Annotated in this window: 16 protein-coding genes; 14 read left to right on the top strand and 2 right to left on the bottom strand. The window is 69.3% G+C overall.

Going from position 1 to position 15,242, the window contains the following annotated elements:
* The first annotated feature begins 146 nt into the window (after positions 1 to 146).
* A complete protein-coding gene (locus VA596_RS01895; RefSeq protein WP_323322941.1) occupies positions 147 to 2,768 on the top strand; it encodes an MFS transporter in 2,622 nt (873 codons plus the stop codon).
* On the opposite strand, the gene VA596_RS01890 is transcribed toward VA596_RS01895, so the two are convergent.
* Positions 2,765 to 3,151 carry a winged helix-turn-helix transcriptional regulator gene (locus tag VA596_RS01890; RefSeq protein ID WP_323322939.1) on the bottom strand — a complete coding sequence of 129 codons (387 nt, stop codon included), beginning with the start codon at positions 3,149 to 3,151 and terminating at the stop codon, positions 2,765 to 2,767. The two genes, VA596_RS01895 and VA596_RS01890, sit on opposite strands and share 4 nt — an antisense overlap.
* Positions 3,152 to 3,463: 312 nt before the next feature.
* On the bottom strand, positions 3,464 to 4,156 hold the full coding sequence (locus VA596_RS01885) for an A24 family peptidase (RefSeq protein WP_323322937.1): 693 nt from the start codon (positions 4,154 to 4,156) through the stop codon (positions 3,464 to 3,466).
* Positions 4,157 to 4,340: 184 nt separating this feature from the next.
* Here VA596_RS01885 and VA596_RS01880 point away from each other — a divergent pair, with 184 nt between their 5' ends.
* The 13 genes from VA596_RS01880 to VA596_RS01820 all read left to right on the top strand — a co-directional run bounded on the left by VA596_RS01880 (position 4,341) and on the right by VA596_RS01820 (position 15,084).
* Positions 4,341 to 4,658, top strand: a complete 318-nt coding sequence (locus VA596_RS01880; protein WP_323322935.1) for a hypothetical protein — start codon at positions 4,341 to 4,343, stop codon at positions 4,656 to 4,658.
* A gap of 20 nt (positions 4,659 to 4,678) precedes the next feature.
* Entirely contained in the window at positions 4,679 to 5,641 is a 963-nt protein-coding gene (locus VA596_RS01875) for a hypothetical protein (protein ID WP_323322933.1), read from the top strand.
* A gap of 97 nt (positions 5,642 to 5,738) precedes the next feature.
* Complete coding sequence (locus VA596_RS01870; protein ID WP_323322931.1) at positions 5,739 to 6,437, top strand: hypothetical protein; 699 nt, start codon at positions 5,739 to 5,741, stop codon at positions 6,435 to 6,437.
* A complete protein-coding gene (locus tag VA596_RS01865) occupies positions 6,437 to 7,279 on the top strand; it encodes a chromosome partitioning protein (RefSeq protein WP_323322929.1) in 843 nt (280 codons plus the stop codon). The genes VA596_RS01870 and VA596_RS01865 overlap by 1 nt, the downstream gene beginning before the upstream one ends.
* 92 nt (positions 7,280 to 7,371) lie before the next feature.
* Positions 7,372 to 8,691 (top strand): CpaF family protein, encoded by a 1,320-nt coding sequence (locus VA596_RS01860; protein ID WP_323322927.1) that lies wholly within the window; start codon positions 7,372 to 7,374, stop codon positions 8,689 to 8,691.
* A complete protein-coding gene (locus VA596_RS01855; RefSeq protein WP_323322925.1) occupies positions 8,688 to 9,599 on the top strand; it encodes a type II secretion system F family protein in 912 nt (303 codons plus the stop codon). The genes VA596_RS01860 and VA596_RS01855 overlap by 4 nt, the downstream gene beginning before the upstream one ends.
* The gene (locus tag VA596_RS01850) at positions 9,596 to 10,489 is read left to right on the top strand and encodes a type II secretion system F family protein (protein WP_323322923.1); all 894 of its coding nucleotides are present in this window, start codon (positions 9,596 to 9,598) and stop codon (positions 10,487 to 10,489) included. The genes VA596_RS01855 and VA596_RS01850 overlap by 4 nt, the downstream gene beginning before the upstream one ends.
* 37 nt (positions 10,490 to 10,526) lie before the next feature.
* On the top strand, positions 10,527 to 10,712 hold the full coding sequence (locus tag VA596_RS01845) for a hypothetical protein (RefSeq protein ID WP_323322921.1): 186 nt from the start codon (positions 10,527 to 10,529) through the stop codon (positions 10,710 to 10,712).
* A 13-nt stretch (positions 10,713 to 10,725) separates the two neighbouring features.
* Positions 10,726 to 11,148: a TadE/TadG family type IV pilus assembly protein gene (locus VA596_RS01840; RefSeq protein WP_323325590.1), complete on the top strand. Its 423-nt coding sequence runs from the start codon at positions 10,726 to 10,728 to the stop codon at positions 11,146 to 11,148.
* Positions 11,145 to 11,594, top strand: coding sequence for a TadE/TadG family type IV pilus assembly protein (locus tag VA596_RS01835; RefSeq protein WP_323322919.1), 450 nt, complete (start codon positions 11,145 to 11,147; stop codon positions 11,592 to 11,594). The genes VA596_RS01840 and VA596_RS01835 overlap by 4 nt, the downstream gene beginning before the upstream one ends.
* A complete protein-coding gene (locus VA596_RS01830; RefSeq protein WP_323322917.1) occupies positions 11,591 to 12,031 on the top strand; it encodes a pilus assembly protein TadG-related protein in 441 nt (146 codons plus the stop codon). The genes VA596_RS01835 and VA596_RS01830 overlap by 4 nt, the downstream gene beginning before the upstream one ends.
* Before the next feature lie 12 nt (positions 12,032 to 12,043).
* Positions 12,044 to 12,436 (top strand): hypothetical protein, encoded by a 393-nt coding sequence (locus VA596_RS01825; protein ID WP_323322915.1) that lies wholly within the window; start codon positions 12,044 to 12,046, stop codon positions 12,434 to 12,436.
* On the top strand, positions 12,433 to 15,084 hold the full coding sequence (locus VA596_RS01820) for a hypothetical protein (protein WP_323322913.1): 2,652 nt from the start codon (positions 12,433 to 12,435) through the stop codon (positions 15,082 to 15,084). The genes VA596_RS01825 and VA596_RS01820 overlap by 4 nt, the downstream gene beginning before the upstream one ends.
* The last annotated feature ends 158 nt before the right edge of the window (positions 15,085 to 15,242 follow it).

The raw sequence follows: 15,242 nt of genomic DNA, 5'->3' as shown, positions 1-15,242 counted from the left end.
ATCAAGTCAGTAGCGGACCGTCACGGCCGTGCTGCGATTGGGTGATCTGTCGCTACTTGTGTCCACATGGACACGGAGCGGGCATACCGTGGTTCTTCCAGGTAGGGGGCCTGCCGGGCGAGTTTCGACGGCGGTGGGGAGGGCCGATGACCGAAACCGGGTCCCGCGGTTTTGCGGCGGCGCTGCGCGGTCGTGAGTTCCGCGCGCTGTGGCTCGCCGAAGCCTTGTCGGTCTTCGGCGATCAGGTAGCGCGGGTGGCGCTCGCGCTGCTGGTCTACGCGCGCACGGACTCCGCGGCGCTGACGGCGCTCACCTACGCCCTGACCTTCGTGCCGGCGATCCTGGGCGGCTTCTTGCTCTCCGGTCTGGCGGACCGCTATCCGCGCCGGACGGTGATCGTCGTGACCGACGTCGTGCGCGCCGTGCTGGCGGCGGCGATGGCCGTGCCGGGGATGCCGCTCTGGATCCTTTGGTCGTTGATCGGCTGCCTGACGATGGCTGCGGCGCCGTTCAAGGCCGCTCAGCTCGCGCTCCTGCCGGACGTGCTTCCGAACGGGCTGTATCAAGCCGGTCTCGGCCTCCGGCAGATCAGCACACAAACGGCCCAGGTGGCCGGCTTCGGGCTCGGCGGCCTGCTCGTCACGAGCTTGAGCGCGAGCGGCGCCCTGCTGGTGAACGCCGCGACGTTCCTCGTGAGCGCCGTAGCGGTCGCCGCGGTTGTCCAGGCTCGTCCCGTCAGCCGAGCCGAGACCAAGTCGACGCCGCGGTCATCGGCGGCAGCCAGCGACCCGCGCATGGTCGCTATCTACATGCTGGCCGCGATGGTCGGATTTCTTGTTGTACCCGAGGGTCTGGCAGCTCCGTACGCGAACGCGGTGGGTCTGACGTCGATCGGGGTTGGCGTCCTGATGGCTGCCGATCCCGTCGGCAGCGTGCTGGGCGGCTGGCTGGCCAGCCGGTTCCGGCCCGATACCGCGATCACGGCGAAGCTGGTCGTCGTGCCGGCGGCGGCGTCCGGCCTGCCCCTGATCGCTTGCCTCGCGCTACCAGGCGCTTGGTGGGCCGCAGGCCTCTGGGCCGTCTCGGGTGCGCTGTCCACCATCTACTTGATCCGGCTGCAAGCGGTTGTCGTCGAGCTCGTGCCGGACGCGCGCCGCGGCACCACGATGGGACGGCTGAGCACCTGCCTCTACACCTCGCAAGGCGTCGCGATCCTCGGCGCCGGCGTGGTCGCTGAGCGGCTCGATCCCGTCTTCGTCGTCGCCGGGGCGGGCGCGGTGGCATCACTCTCCGCGGTCGCGGCGGGGTTTGTCTGGTGGGCGGCTCGACCTCGGCAGGCGAGAACTGTCGAGGACGAGCCTGCACCGGTGGATTCAGCGCGCTCAGAAGTCCTTGTTACGCATAGTGACCCCCTCCCGGAGCGTCCGGCGGCGGGAGGTGCCGAGGTGCGGCAGCCGGAGCTCGAGGACCTCGGGTCCTCCCCTGGGAACGGAAGCGAGATCAGTATGCCGAACGAGGAGGTCGCTGAGCGCTCCGGTTGGTCACGATGGGCTATCTGGTTGCTACCGCGGCCCGCGGCGGTGTTTCTGCTGGTCATCGATGCCATCGCGGTAGCTGCCGTCATCGTCGACGCGGGCGCCCCGATGGCATGGCGAGACGTCGTGTCCTGCGGGTTGATCGTCGGGCTCGGCATCCTGGCCGCGGAGATGACCCGCCGAGTCGAGCGCCGGCGACGGCGGTTTTCGGACACCCCGCACGTCAACTTCTCGTCCGTGTGGACTCTGGCCGCCGCGCTGACCCTCCCGACCGCCTTGGCCGCCTTTGTCGCCGTGCTGCTGTACGGGCATCTCTGGCTGCGCAGCTGGCGAGGCGTCGCCGGGATCCACGCTCACCGCGTCATCTTCAGCACGGCGAACGTCATCCTGTCCTGCCAGATCGCCGGGTGGGCTGCCAAGCAGCTGCACGTCGTGCCGCCCGGCCAGGAAGTCGGCATCTGGACCGCGGTGGGCTTGGCATCGGTGATCGCGATCTACTTCACCGCGAACTCGACGATCGTCGGCGTGGCGATCGCCCTCGCCAGGCGGAGCCTTTCGTTCAAGCGGATGCTCGGCGCGCTCAACGAGAACATCCTCGAGCTGGCGACATTGTGCATGGGCGCGCTGACCGCGGTCCTTTTGACTCTGCGCCCGTGGCTCGTGATCGTGTTGTTCCTGCCGCTCTACGCGTTGCACCGGAGCGTCCTGATCCGCCAGTTCGAGCACGCCTCGACCACCGATTCGAAGACCGGACTGCTCAACGCGGCGAGCTGGCACGCCATCGCGGCGAAGGAGATCGACCGCGCTCGCCAGCACGGCTTCAGCGTCGGCGTCCTGATGATCGACATCGACCACTTCCGCGACGTGAACAACGTTCACGGACACCTGACCGGCGACAGGGCGCTCGTCATCGTCGGCAACGCCATCCGGAGCGAAGTCCGGAGCGACGACCTCTGCGGGCGGTTCGGTGGCGAGGAGTTCGTCGTCCTGCTGCCGGGCAGCTCGCCGGACGCGATTCACGCCATCGCGGACCGCATCCGCGAGCACGTCGAACGCACCGTCATCGAGCCGGATTCCGGACCCGGCTTCCACGTCAGCGTGTCGATCGGCGCAGCTGCGTTCCCCGCGGCGGGCAGTTCGCTGGAAGAGGTCCTGATCTCCGCTGACAACGCGCTGTTCGCGGCCAAGGACGCCGGGCGCAATCAGGTCCGAGTCGTCAAGTCGACCGCCTAGCGATGACCGCGGCTGTCGGCTCGTGTCTGGTCGCGACGCTGCTGCGACCACGTGGCCAAGGGACGCAACGCGCGCAGAAGCGCACGGCCGTCGGGTGACAGCTTGTACCAGACACTGGAGAAGGCGCTGCCTTCAGCGCGTCGTTCGACGAGCCCGTCCTGCTCGAGCCGCCGGAGGGTGTCGGTCAGCGTGCGAGCCGTCAGCGGCTTTGAGTGCGCTGTCCAGCCCGAGCGCTCCTCGGCCTCGTTCACCTCGTTCCGCAGCTTGGTGAACTCCAGCTCGCCGAGCGCGAGGGTCGCGAGGACGGCGACGGTCCAGTCGCCCCGCAGCAGGGCAAGTACCTCGTACACGCTCTGCCGGTACGGCACGTCCCAGTCATCCACCCCTGCAGACCTATCACGAAGTGCCACCCGGCTTGCCCCGGTCGAGCCCTTGACGTCCCGTCGGCCGGACACCTTCGTCCGAACGAGTGAAGATCCGTCGACTGAGTCCAGACTCACCCGTCGACTTACCTTGCACTCAGCCGAGGTCAGGCCGCTAAACCGGAAGTCACCCGGGCTCCGGCGCCTGGGACGGAAGAGGAATCGAAGGGGACGGTGGCCGGCCGTGTCTGGCGAGAAGGCTGGCCGGTCACCGAGATCTACAGGGGGAGGGAATCTGCGATGACGTCTTGCTCGCTTGAGCCGATCCATCGGCTACCCGTTCGCGAGGAGCATGGCGGCCAGCGTGCCGGCGATCAGGAACGGTCCCATCGGGATCGCGGTCCTACGCCGACCGAGACGCATGATCGCCGCCGTGATCGCGGCGGCCAGCCAGGGCAGCAGACTGCCGAGAGCGAGCGTTTGCCAGCCGAACCACGCAAGCGCCGCCGCGAGAGGAACGGCCAGCTTCACGTCGCCGCCGCCGAGCTGGCCGGGCGCCATGAAATACACGGCGAGGAAGAACGCGGTGGTCACGGCCGCACCGGCGAGTGCGCGAGCCAGCGAACCGGCGTCGTGGTCGACGACAGCGGTCGCGATGACGGCGGCGCCGACCGAACCGGCGAGTCCGAGAACAAGCTGGTTCGGCAGGCGACGGTGTCGCGCGTCGGCGAAGGCGAGTGGCACGCCGAACGCCGCCACGCTCGCGGAAATCGCGAACGGCGCCACGTCGGAAGCGCGCCAGGCGAGAGCGCCGACGAGTGCGGCCGCGGTCACCAGCTGCGCCGCTACCTGCCGGCGGGGAGAACGGACCACGAGCGCACCACCCATCACGACCGCGACGGCGGCCGCGATGCCGGTCAGGATGAACAGGGGTAGCGGAATGATGTCGACTCCGTCAGGTGCGATTCGTCCATCATGGACGAAGGTGTCAACCCACGCGATCTTGCTGAGCTTCGCCGCACTCACGCTCAGCGCGTGCTCCAGCGACGGTTCTGCAGCACCGTCAACGTCTGCGTCGCACCCGCCGGCGACCAGCTCTAGCTCGGTTCCGCAGCCGACTCCCGCGCCCCAGCTGGCAACGGATGCCTACACCAGCATGTGGCAGGCGATGGCGAAAGCCGGCGAGACAGCGGACTGGCAATCACCCGAAGTGGCGAAGTACGCGACCGGTGACGCGCTCGGCGTGATCAACCGCAGCCTCTACACCGACCACCTCAACGGCGTGGTGTCGAAGGGCGCGCCGGTGACGAGCCCGAAGGTCACCGAGGAGACGCCGCCGAGCAAGCCGACGACGATCATGATCTCCGACTGCGGGGACAGCACGAACTGGCTGAAGTACAAGAAGGATGGTTCACCCTTCACCGACTCGCCGGGCGGGCATCGCGCGATCACCGCGGAGGTCAAGAAGCAGGCGGACGGCTCGTGGAAGGTCACCAGGTTCGCGGTGGAGGGGGTGGGGACATGCTGAATCGAGCAGCGCCCGCGGCCGTGCTGGCGGCGGCCATCGTCGTGATCGGGGCCGCGCCCGCGCTCGCCGACGGCTACGGCTACACCGACTGCAGCCAGTACCCGAATCCCGGCTGCGAACTCGGAGCGGGCAAGGGCGGACAGCAGGGTGGCGACCACGGCAACCAGCCGAACAAGCCCGGAGGCCCAGGGCACCACAACTCCGGCGGCGGACCTTCGGATCCCGGCGGCGACACGATCATAGGCGGCGGCAACCTCGCCCAGTGCGGCTACGAGCGCAGCGGATACCAGGGACCGCCACCTGGAAGCGCTCAGCCGGCAGCGTTCCATGTCCCGCCGAGGACTGGACCGGCTATGGCGGTGCCTGCTGCCTATCGGCGACTGGCGGGTGCGCAGGCGCCGTCCGGCGCCTGGTACGTCTACAAATGCACCGGGGCCGGCTTTCGGGACGCGCTGTACCGGCCACCCGTCTGGATCGCGGACGGTGAACCAGGTCCGGCGCCGCTGCCATCGCCCGCTGAGCTCGCCGCGCAGGCGCGGAACCAGCTGCGTCTGCCCGCGCCAAAGATCAAAGCTAATCCGGCCGGGGACCAGTTGGTCACCCTGCCGACCTGGCTGTGGCTGGACCGGAGCGGCTGGGACGACGTCTCGGCCACCGCGTCGGTGCCGGGCGTCTCGGTGACCGCGGTCGCCAAGCCGACCTCCGTTACCTGGTCGATGGGCGAAGGTGGCTCGGTGACCTGCACCGGCCCCGGCTCGCCGTTTCTCGGAGGCGGTGACCCGAAGAGCGCGTCGCCGGACTGCGGCTACACGTACAAGACGTCCTCAGCTGGCCAGCGCTCGGACGCGTTCCCAGTGACCGCCACGGTGAACTGGACCGTGACGTGGTCGGGCGCCGGCACGGGAGGCACGTTCCCGAACATGACGACCTCCGCATCGGCGGCGTTCCGTGTGGCGGAGAGCCAGGGAATCGCGACCGGCTGAGGTCCGGCACGCACAACACAACCCTCGTTTGAGAAAAGGCACGTCGAACACCCGAGTCGACGCGTCGCGATGGCGTCATGCCTTGAGGAGGTCGGTGGTGACCACTACCGCAAGTTCAACCAGCCCGGACGCGAAACCCGCGTCGCTGAAGTCGTGGGCGAGCCGTGATGGCAAGACGCCCGCACGCCTGCGTGGCGGGGGCCGGCGCCGCAGCGTGCCCCACCTGCTGCTCGGCGTCCTGCTGGTCGCCGTTTGCTCGGCCGGAGGCGTATTCGCCGGGATGCAGCTCGGCGACCGCGAAAGCGTCGTCGCGCTTGCCCGTGCCGTTGCCGTGGGCCAGCTTCTCGAGGTTCAGGATCTCAAGCAGGTCAGCATGGCGGTGGACTCCGGAATGGACGTGCTGCCCGCGTCGGCAGCGTCCACTGTGGTCGGCCGGCCGGTGGCATTCAGCCTGCCCGTCGGCTCGTTGGTGACGCGCTCGGTCCTCGGCGTTCCTCAGATTCCTGCGCCCGGCAAGGGTGTCGCGGCGGTGGGGCTCAAGCCGGGACAGTTTCCGCCCGACCTGGCACCCGGAACTACGGTGGCGGTCCTCGCGACGCCGGGGCAAAGTCCAGCTGTCGGAACGCCGGTCGGCCAGACGTCGTCATGGACCGCGGTGGTGTCCGCCGTCGCTGCCCGGGAGACCGAGCAGGTCACCGTGGTCTCCTTGCAGCTGGCCGAATCGGACGCTCGCGCGTTGGCTTCGGCCCCGGCGGGCCAGCTCAGTCTCGTGGCGATTGCCGGGGGAGGACGCTGATGCTGATCGCCGTCTGCTCCCTCAAAGGCTCGCCCGGTGCGACCACCCTGGCGACCGCACTCGGGGCCTGCTGGCCGACCCAGCAGAGTCCGATCGTCGTCGAAGCCGACCCAGCCGGCGGCGACCTGATGGCCCGCTTCCGGCTGCCCGACACTCCGGGCTTGGTCAGCTTGGCCGCAGCGGCCCGAGGCCGTGGAGGTGCCGACCCGAACCTGCTCGTCCAGCACTCCCAGCCTCTGCCGGGCGGCTTGCGGGTCGTGCCTGGACCGGTCGGCGCTGAACAAGCTCGTGCAGCGCTCGCGGTGCTGGCCTCCGGAGGCTCGTCGCCGCTCCGTCGCGCGGCCGACCAGCCGGACACCGTGGTCATCGCCGACTGCGGCCGGGTCGATCCCGGTTCCCCCGCGCTGCCGATCGTCCGCGGTGCGGACGCGATGCTGCTGCTCTCCCGCCCGCACGACGACGAGCTCGCCCACGTCGCGCTCAAACTGCAGGCCGCCCAGCAGTGGTCACGCCGACCGTGCCTCGTCCTGGTGGGCGACGGCTACCCGACTGCGGAGGTTTCGCAGACGCTGCAGATCCCGGTGATGGGCCGGGTGCCCACCGACACCAAAGGCGCGGCGATGCTCAGCGGCCAGGGCACGAGCCGGCACGGGGCGGACAAGTCCGCGCTTGGCCGGGCCGCGGCAATGATCGCGCTCAACCTCCACGCGCACGGGCACCAGCCGACCACCACCGACGGAAGCCGGCCACCGCACCTGCGGCTGGCGGTAGTCGGCGAGTCGGTCCCAGGCGTACCCCCGCAGCGGGTCGGTCCGCACATCCGGAACGGGGCGACGCCATGACGCGCCCCGACCGGGCCGTGCCGGTCAACGGCCGCCCGCACGTGCCTGGACCGACAGACCTTCCACACCGGCCCGCTGGTGAGACCGCGGCGGTGGAACGGCTGCGGCAGCACCTGCGCGACGAGCTGTCCAGCCAGCTCAGCGACCGCGTCCGGGCCGACGAGTCCGCCGGCCGGCCGCCGATGGACGCACCGGCACGCCGTCGCCTGGCCGAGGCCATCCTGACCGACGCGGCCGAAGCGCACGCGCAGGCCGAGCTGCGCAACTCCGCGGCTGGCGGGATGCTCGTGGCCCCCGAGGTCGAGCAGCGCGTGATCCGCCAGGTCCTCGACGAGGTCTTCGGCCTGGCCGGCCTGGAACCGCTGCTCGCTGACACCGACATCGAGAACATCAACATCAACGGCGCCCGCGTCTTCGTCAAGCGCGCCGACGGCGGTCGCAAGCGTTTGCCTCCGGTGGTCGGTTCCGACACCGAGCTGATCGAGCTCATCCGGGACCTGGCGACCCGTTCCGGCGTGGAGGAGCGAAGGTTCGACCGCGGCAGCCCGATCGTGAACTTTCAGCTGCCCGGCGGCGAGCGTGTCTCGGCGGTCATGGCGGTGACCGCGCGGCCGTCGGTGTCGATCCGGCGGCACCGGTTCACCAAAGTCACCCTCGCCGACCTGCGCAAGAACGGGACGATCGACCTCGCCCTGGAGAGCTTCCTGAAAGCCCTCGTGAAGGCGAAGCGCAACATCCTCGTCACAGGCGGCACGGCGATCGGCAAGACCACCATGCTGCGCGGCCTGGCCTCGGCCATCCCGCCGTGGGAGCGCCTGGTGACCATCGAGGACGTCTTCGAGCTCGGCCTCGGCGAGGAGACCGACGTCCACCCGGACGTGGTCGCACTGCAGGCTCGCGAGGCGAACATCGAGGGCCAAGGCGAGATCTCGCTGTCGGACCTGGTGTGGCAGTCCCTGCGGATGAGCCCGGACCGGGTCATCGTCGGCGAGGTCCGCGGCCCAGAGGTCATCCCGCTGACCAACGCGATGTCCATGGGCAACGACGGCAGCATGGGCACCCTGCACTCCTCCAGCAGCCAGGGCGCGTTCACCAAGCTCGCCGCCAACGCGGTGCAAGGTTCGGAGCGGTTGCCGATGGAGGCGACCAACCTCCTGGTCGCCGCCGCGCTGCACTTTGTTGTGCACCTGGAAAAGCCCCGAGACGATCCCAGCAAGCGTGTCGTCTCCTCGATCCGCGAAGTCGTCGGTGCCGACGGCGCCCAGATCATCAGCAACGAGGTCTGGCGACCCGGCCCGGATCTGCGCGCGGTGCCAGGCGCGCCGCTGCGCACCGACACCGTCGACTTGCTCGTCGAAGCGGGCTACGACCCGGACCTGTTCGAGCGGCGCGAAGGCTGGTGGACGCTATGACCATCGTCTTGCTGGGCGTGCTCGGAGGCGGTGTCGCCGTCGGAGGTCTGCTCATCGTCGCCGGTCTGCGCGGTCGGCCTCCGCGTGCGGTGACGTCGTCGCGGCTGAGCACCTGGCTGGCCGCACGACACGACCGCAAGCAGGTCGGCCTGCTCGTCATGGCCATGCTCGTTGGCCTGGCGGTGGGCATGGTTACCGGCTGGGCGGTCGGCGGCATCCTGGCCGTGGTTGCGGTGGTCGGTCTGCCGCGGATCCTCGGCTCGAACGTCGACCACCAGCGCCAGCTCGAACGCATCGAGGCGATCGCCGGGTGGACGGAGATGCTGCGCGACACCCTCGTCGCCGCGGCCGGTCTGGAACAGGCCATCCTCGCCACTTCCGCTGCCTGCCCGGAGGCAATCCGCGAGGAGATCACCGAACTGGCCGTCCGACTGGAACGCGGCGAACGCCTCGCACCCTCCCTGCGCCACCTCGCCGACCAGCTCCGCGACCCGACCGCCGACCTGGTGATCTCCGCACTCGTGCTGGCCGCCGAGCACCAAGCCCGGCAACTGGCCGACCTGCTCGGCGAACTCGCCGCAGAAGCCCGTGAACAGGCGTCGATGCGCATGCGGGTCGAAGCCGGGCGCGCCCGGACCCGGACCAGCGTGCGGGTCGTCGTGATCACCACGCTCGTCTTCGCGGTCGGGCTGGTGCTGCTCAACCGCGGCTATCTCGCCCCCTACGACTCGGCGTTCGGGCAGATCATGCTGCTGCTCGTCGGCCTGCTGTTCACGGTCGCCTTCACCTGGCTCGGGCGGATCGTGCGCCAGCGTGATCCCGAGAGGTTCCTTACCGAGCTGAGCGCTATCCGCCAGCACGACGCCGACGTCGATGACCTGCTCACCGGGAAGGGAGCGTCATCATGATCGAGGCGTTGCTGTGGGGAGCCGGGCTCGGCATCGGCTTGTGGGCGCTCGTGGTTTACGTGTTCCCGCCGCGGCCGCCGCTGCGGGCCCTGGTCGACCGGCTGCACGCGGCGCCAGCGCCGCCGCCGATCCTCACCCCGGAATCCGACGGTTGGGCGCTGCGGGTGTGCCGCCCGTTCGTCAAACCGCTGGCTGCTCTCGGGTTGCCCAACAGCAAGCTACGCAAGGACCTCGCGGTCACCGGTAAAGGCATCGAGCACCACCTGGCCGAGAAGGCGGCGCTGGCGCTGGCCGGGTTGCTGCTGCCGACCGTGATGCAGGTGCTGCTCGTCGTGGCCGACGTTGGCCTCGCCTGGGAGGTTCCCACGGTCGCCGGTCTCCTCGTCGGGCTCGGCGGATTCCTGCTCCCGGACATCCGGGTTCGAAAGGAAGCCGAACGGCGCCGCTCCACCTTCCGGCACGCGTTGTCGGCCTACCTGAACCTCATCCGGGTCCTGCTGGCCGGCGGCGCCGGTGTCGACGGCGCGCTGTCCGATGCGGTCGGGATTGGCAAGGGCTGGGCGTTCCAACAACTTCGTCGCGCCCTGGTTACAGCCAAGCTGACCCGCACCACACCGTGGGCCACCCTCGGTCAGCTTGGTGGCGAACTCGACGTGCATCAGCTCTCCGAACTCGCAGCGTCGGTCAGCCTCTCGGGTACCGAAGGCGCCCGCGTCCGCGCGAGCCTCGCGGCCAAGGCCGCAGCTCTACGTACTCGCGAACTCACCGATGCCGAAGGCGATGCCCAAGCAGCCACCGAACGGATGAGCCTGCCCGTGGTGATGCTGTTCATCGGCTTCCTCGTCTTCATCGGATATCCCGCCCTTGCCAGCGTGCTGGCCGGCTTATGAGTCCATTTCAGACTGTCATACCCTCAAGGAGAAGCTGATGTTGAACGAAGTTCAGATTCTGATCGCCCGCGTCCGTGCCGAGCTGGAACGGCTCCGTCATGACGAAGGCGGCTACTCAACCGAAGCCGTCGTGGTGACCGCTGCCTTGGTCCTCCTGGCGATTGCCGTGGTCGCAATCATCGTCGCCAAGGTGACCGACAAGGCCAACGGCATCACCCTCTAGGCCGGTGACCACGATGCCTCGAAACGTACTGCGCCGACTTCGCACGGATGAGCGCGGCGCCGGCACGGCCGAGCTCGTCATCGCCACCCCGCTGTTGTTGCTGCTAGTTCTGCTCATCGCTCAATTCGCGCTGTACATGCACGCCGTCCACATTGCTCAAGCCGCTGCGTCCCAGGCACTGTCCGCGGCACGAATCTCCGGCGGCAGCTCAGCCACGGGTGACACCGAGGGACAACGAGTCCTCACGCAACTGGGCAACGGACCGTTGCGGGAAACCTCGGTGAACGTCCAGCGTGGAGCTGCCCAAGTATCCGTGACGGTCACCGGAACTGTGACCAGCCTGATCCCGTTCACAACCCTCGCGGTCCACGCAGAAGCCGTTGGGCCAGTGGAGAAATTCATCCCGCCGAGCGGAGCCAGGGCGGTTACACCATGACCGCGGCCCGCAGCATCCTTGCGCTACGGCGGGACGACCGGGGATCCGCCGCGGCCGAGCTCACTCTCCTGACCCCGGTGCTGATCCTGCTCTTGCTGTTCGTCGTCTTCTGCGGTCGGCTGGCCGATACCAAGTTGCGGGTCAACGACGTCGCCCACCAGGCCGCCCGCGCCGCCACTCTGGCCCGCAGTCCATCGCAAGCCACCGCAAACGCTCAGGCCACTGCCAGCGCGGCCCTGCGCTCGGCCGGGATCGCCTGCCAGTCGCTGTCGGTTTCCGCCGACACTCAGGGGCTCAAGCCTGGGTCGACGGTGACCGTGACTGTGTCGTGCAGCGTCGGCCTCGGAGACCTGACCGCGCTCGGCGTGCCAGGCAGCCGGACGTTCGAGTCCACCTTCTCCTCACCGGTCGACGTCTGGCGCGGCACCTCGGGAGGTGCGGCATGAGGTCGATCGCAGTGCTACGTCGGCTGCGCGACGATGATGAAGGCCGGGTGACCGCCTTCGTCGTCACCATCGCGCTCGCGGCCCTCCTCTTCGCCGGTCTCGTGCTCGATGGCGGGCTGGCGCTGGCCGCCAAGGTCCGCGCGATCGGCGAGGCGCAGGAGGCCGCGCGGGCCGGCGCGCAGGAGATCGATCTGGCTGCGTACCGCGCCGACGGCTCGCTGCGCCTGGTCCCGCAGCGGGCTGGCGCCGCGGCCCGGAGTTACCTCGTTGCCGCGGGGCACACCGGCAGCGTGTCGGTCACCGGCAACAAGGTCGCCGTAACCGTCACCATCGACCAGCCCACCCAGCTGCTCGGGCTCGTCAGCATCGCCTCGATCACCGTAACCGGGGCCGGACAAGCTGAACCACAGCGCGGAATCTCCGGCGTACTTCCATGAGAGGACAGGAAAATGGTGACTACCGAAGAGATCGAACGCCGCATCGAGGAGGCGGACGCAGCCCGGAGCGTGAAGAGGACTGAGGCCGCGCGGCGCGTCGGCGAGCTCGTTCAGCAGCGGACTGAACTGGCCGAGAAGCTCAGCGAGATCGACCGGAAGCTCGGGGACGTCCTCGTCGGAGCGAGCGACGTCATCGGCATCGACGAGCTGGCCAAGTTCACCGATGTCCCGGCTGCCGACCTCGCCCAGTGGCGCGACGGCCGCAAGTCGACCCGGGCCAGGCGCAAGCGGCAGACCGCGAGCACGCCTGCTCCGAAGATCAGTCCGAGCGCGCCGCCGACGCTCGCCGGACCGCGGACGTCGGCCGCCGATGCGTCCACCCGGGCTCCCGTACCGGTGCCGTGACCGTGCCGGCCCTCTTTCGCCGGACGCGGGTGTTCGTCGCAGCACTCCGGTGCGCCCGCGGACTGCTCGCGTCCGGCGCCCTGCTCGGCCTCGTGGCTGGCCTGCCCTGGGCTCTGGTGCACTTCGTGGGCTGGCCGCTGCCCGACCAGCTGCCGACCTGGGCCGAGATCCAGGCGACTCTGCTCAACCCGATGAGCGTCCGCTTGCTGCTGAACACCTTGGCGGTGGTCTGCTGGATCGTCTGGTTCTTCTTCGTTCTGGATGTCCTTCGCTGCTCCGTCGACGCGGCACGCGGAATGACGTGGCCGAGTCGCCGTCCCGGCCCACTGCGCGGGGTCGCCGCGGTCCTCGTCGGGACCATTGTGCTCACCCTGCTCGGCAGCCGAAGCTCGTACTCGGCGCCGCTTGCGGGCACCGCGGCGCCCACAGTCGGTCTCCGGCCGGTTGCCGTCGTCGCATCGCTGCCTCCAGGTCCAGCACCACAGGCGACCGGCGCGGTGATCGAGACCGCCGCGCCGGCTCCGGCCGGCATGGTCCAGGTCACCGAGGAAGTCCGGCTCCCACGCGACGGGGTCTACGACAGCATGTGGCGCGTCGCCGAGCGCCTCTACGGTCCTGGCGGCGGCAGCCGTTGGCCCGAGCTCTTCCAGCTGAATCGCGGCGTGGAGCAGCCCGACGGACGAGCGCTGACGAACCCCAATCTCGTGCGGCCCGGCTGGAAGATCACCGCGTACATCCCGGCGCCCAACCATGAGCACCCGTCAGTGCCGCCCCGACAACCATCACCTCCCACGACCACGGCGCCCACCCAGCCCGCTCCGGAACCAACCGCGGCCGGGGAGCACCGTGAAGACCGTCCCGAGCCTGCCGTGGACCTGGTGACGGGCGTGTTCGTCAGCCTCGGCCTCGCCGGAGCGATTGCTGCGGCCGTGGTGTCGACCAGGATGTGGCGTCGGCGGCGCTATCGGATCGGAAGCGGCGACCGTGCTGACCTCGAGCGCCCGATCGCCCCCGTGGTCCGCGCCCTCTGCGCCGCGCACGACGACGGCGACCTGCAGCCTGTTGAAGTTGCCGAGCTCGTCGACCTGGCCTCACCGGGGGAGTCGGAATTCAGCGGCGAGCTGGCCCAGGTGCCCGCGAAGATCGGCGTTCGAGAACGTCGCGAATTGGCCCTGAGCCTCGCCCGCACCTGCGGGCTAGGTCTCGCCGGCGCCGGAGCGACCGCGGCCGCTCGCGCGCTTCTCCTGCACCTGCTTGCCGAGCAGCAGCTTGGCAACGGTGTCGGCGTGATCGTGCCCGTTGACGACTTGTGTCTGGTTTTCGACGGCATCGCCGGCGAGGATCTGCCGAGGAGCGTTCACGTAGTCGCGACGCTCGATGCCGCGCTCGACGAGATGGAGGCGGCCCTGCTGACTCGTACTCGCCGCGCGATCGAGGAGATCGGAGCTCGGCCTGCTTTACCTTCGCTTGTATTGCTCGCCAGGCCTGCATCCCACGCTGATCGTCGCCTGCAAGCCGTCCTCGACAACGGCTCGACGCTCGGCATGGCCGGCGTGCTCCTCGGCCAGTGGCGTCCCGGGGCGACTCTGCTCGTACGCCAGGACGGCACCGTCAGCGCGACCAGTCCAGGGATCGATGACGTCCTCACCGGTACGCGCCTGTTCAACGTTCCGGCTGCCGACGCCACCTCTCTCCTCGAAGTGCTCCGAGCTGCAGAGAGCGCCGCCGAACGGGCACGGGAACCGGTTCCCGAGCGGCGATCAACGGAGGTCGAGGCAAGCAGCTCGCTCGAGCAGGAGGAGCAGCACGCCGAGGACAACCAGCCGGCGGCCCGCGGGGAACCGCCGGTCGGTACCGAGCAGCCCCGGCTGTTCCTGCGTGTGCTGGGCCGAGTCCAACTCGCCGTACGGGATGAAGCAGGCGATCGCGAGCTGGGCGGTGCGTTCACGCCGAAACAGCGCGAAGTCCTCGTCTTCCTCGCGCTGCATCCCCAGGGAGTCCGGCGCGAGGTCCTCAACGAGGCCGTCTGGCCCGACAGCCGCCCGCCGCGGCCGTACAACTCATTCCACAACACTCTCTCGACGTTGCGCCGCGCCCTCGCCGACGCCACCGACGGTCAGACGGGCAACCTCGTCCTCAACGAGGACGGTCGCTACCGGCTCAGCGACGAACTCCTCGACGTCGACTTCTGGCAACTGCAGCGCGTTCTGCAGGCGTCGCGGCCGCCCGACGAGCACGGCAATGTCAGCCTCCGCGACGCGGTCGAGCTGTACCGCAGCGACCTCGCCGAGGATTTGCTCGCCCAATGGATCGAACCCTTCCGGGAGTCCGTCCGCCGAGATGTCTTGGACGCGCTCGGCGCGCTGATCCGCGTAGACGGCGACATTTCCCCGGAGACCGCGCTGATTCTGCTCGAACGAGCTCGCAAGTTCGACCAGTACAACGAAGGCGTCTACCGCGATATCATTCGTATGCAGGCACGGTTGGGCCAGTACGCGGCTATTCCGCGGACCGTCGCGCTTCTGAGCACGATGCTCGCCGAGATCGACCAGCAGGTGAGCACCGAGACCCTCAATCTCGCGGATTTCCTCCAGCGTCGAGGCGGCGCGCGGCGGAAGGATGCCGCGGGCAGTGCGGCAGCCAGTTGATCGGCAGAGGGGGCTACCTCCGCAAGGTCCTGGCGACGGTCTCCTTGCGGTGCCTGCTAGAGCGGTAGCCCTCGCCAGCGTATGAAGCGCCAGGTCGGCAAGCTTAATGTGCCTACCGATGTGGTGCCCGACTCGGATGCCGGCAGGCATGTGAACAG

Source organism: Amycolatopsis heterodermiae (genome assembly GCF_034929455.1).
GTDB classification, from domain to species: Bacteria; Actinomycetota; Actinomycetes; order Mycobacteriales; family Pseudonocardiaceae; genus Amycolatopsis; species Amycolatopsis heterodermiae.
This window is presented reverse-complemented; position numbering and strand designations above follow the sequence as displayed.

What these genes read in the sequence shown, in the direction of transcription:
- VA596_RS01895 (WP_323322941.1), top strand. Translation starts at nt 147, where the DNA reads ATGACCGAAACCGGGTCCCGCGGTTTTGCGGCGGCGCTGCGCGGTCGT.
- VA596_RS01865 (WP_323322929.1), top strand. Translation starts at nt 6,437, where the DNA reads ATGCTGATCGCCGTCTGCTCCCTCAAAGGCTCGCCCGGTGCGACCACC.
- VA596_RS01855 (WP_323322925.1), top strand. Translation starts at nt 8,688, where the DNA reads ATGACCATCGTCTTGCTGGGCGTGCTCGGAGGCGGTGTCGCCGTCGGA.
- VA596_RS01850 (WP_323322923.1), top strand. Translation starts at nt 9,596, where the DNA reads ATGATCGAGGCGTTGCTGTGGGGAGCCGGGCTCGGCATCGGCTTGTGG.
- VA596_RS01845 (WP_323322921.1), top strand. Translation starts at nt 10,527, where the DNA reads ATGTTGAACGAAGTTCAGATTCTGATCGCCCGCGTCCGTGCCGAGCTG.
- VA596_RS01840 (WP_323325590.1), top strand. Translation starts at nt 10,726, where the DNA reads ATGCCTCGAAACGTACTGCGCCGACTTCGCACGGATGAGCGCGGCGCC.
- VA596_RS01835 (WP_323322919.1), top strand. Translation starts at nt 11,145, where the DNA reads ATGACCGCGGCCCGCAGCATCCTTGCGCTACGGCGGGACGACCGGGGA.
- VA596_RS01830 (WP_323322917.1), top strand. Translation starts at nt 11,591, where the DNA reads ATGAGGTCGATCGCAGTGCTACGTCGGCTGCGCGACGATGATGAAGGC.
- VA596_RS01825 (WP_323322915.1), top strand. Translation starts at nt 12,044, where the DNA reads ATGGTGACTACCGAAGAGATCGAACGCCGCATCGAGGAGGCGGACGCA.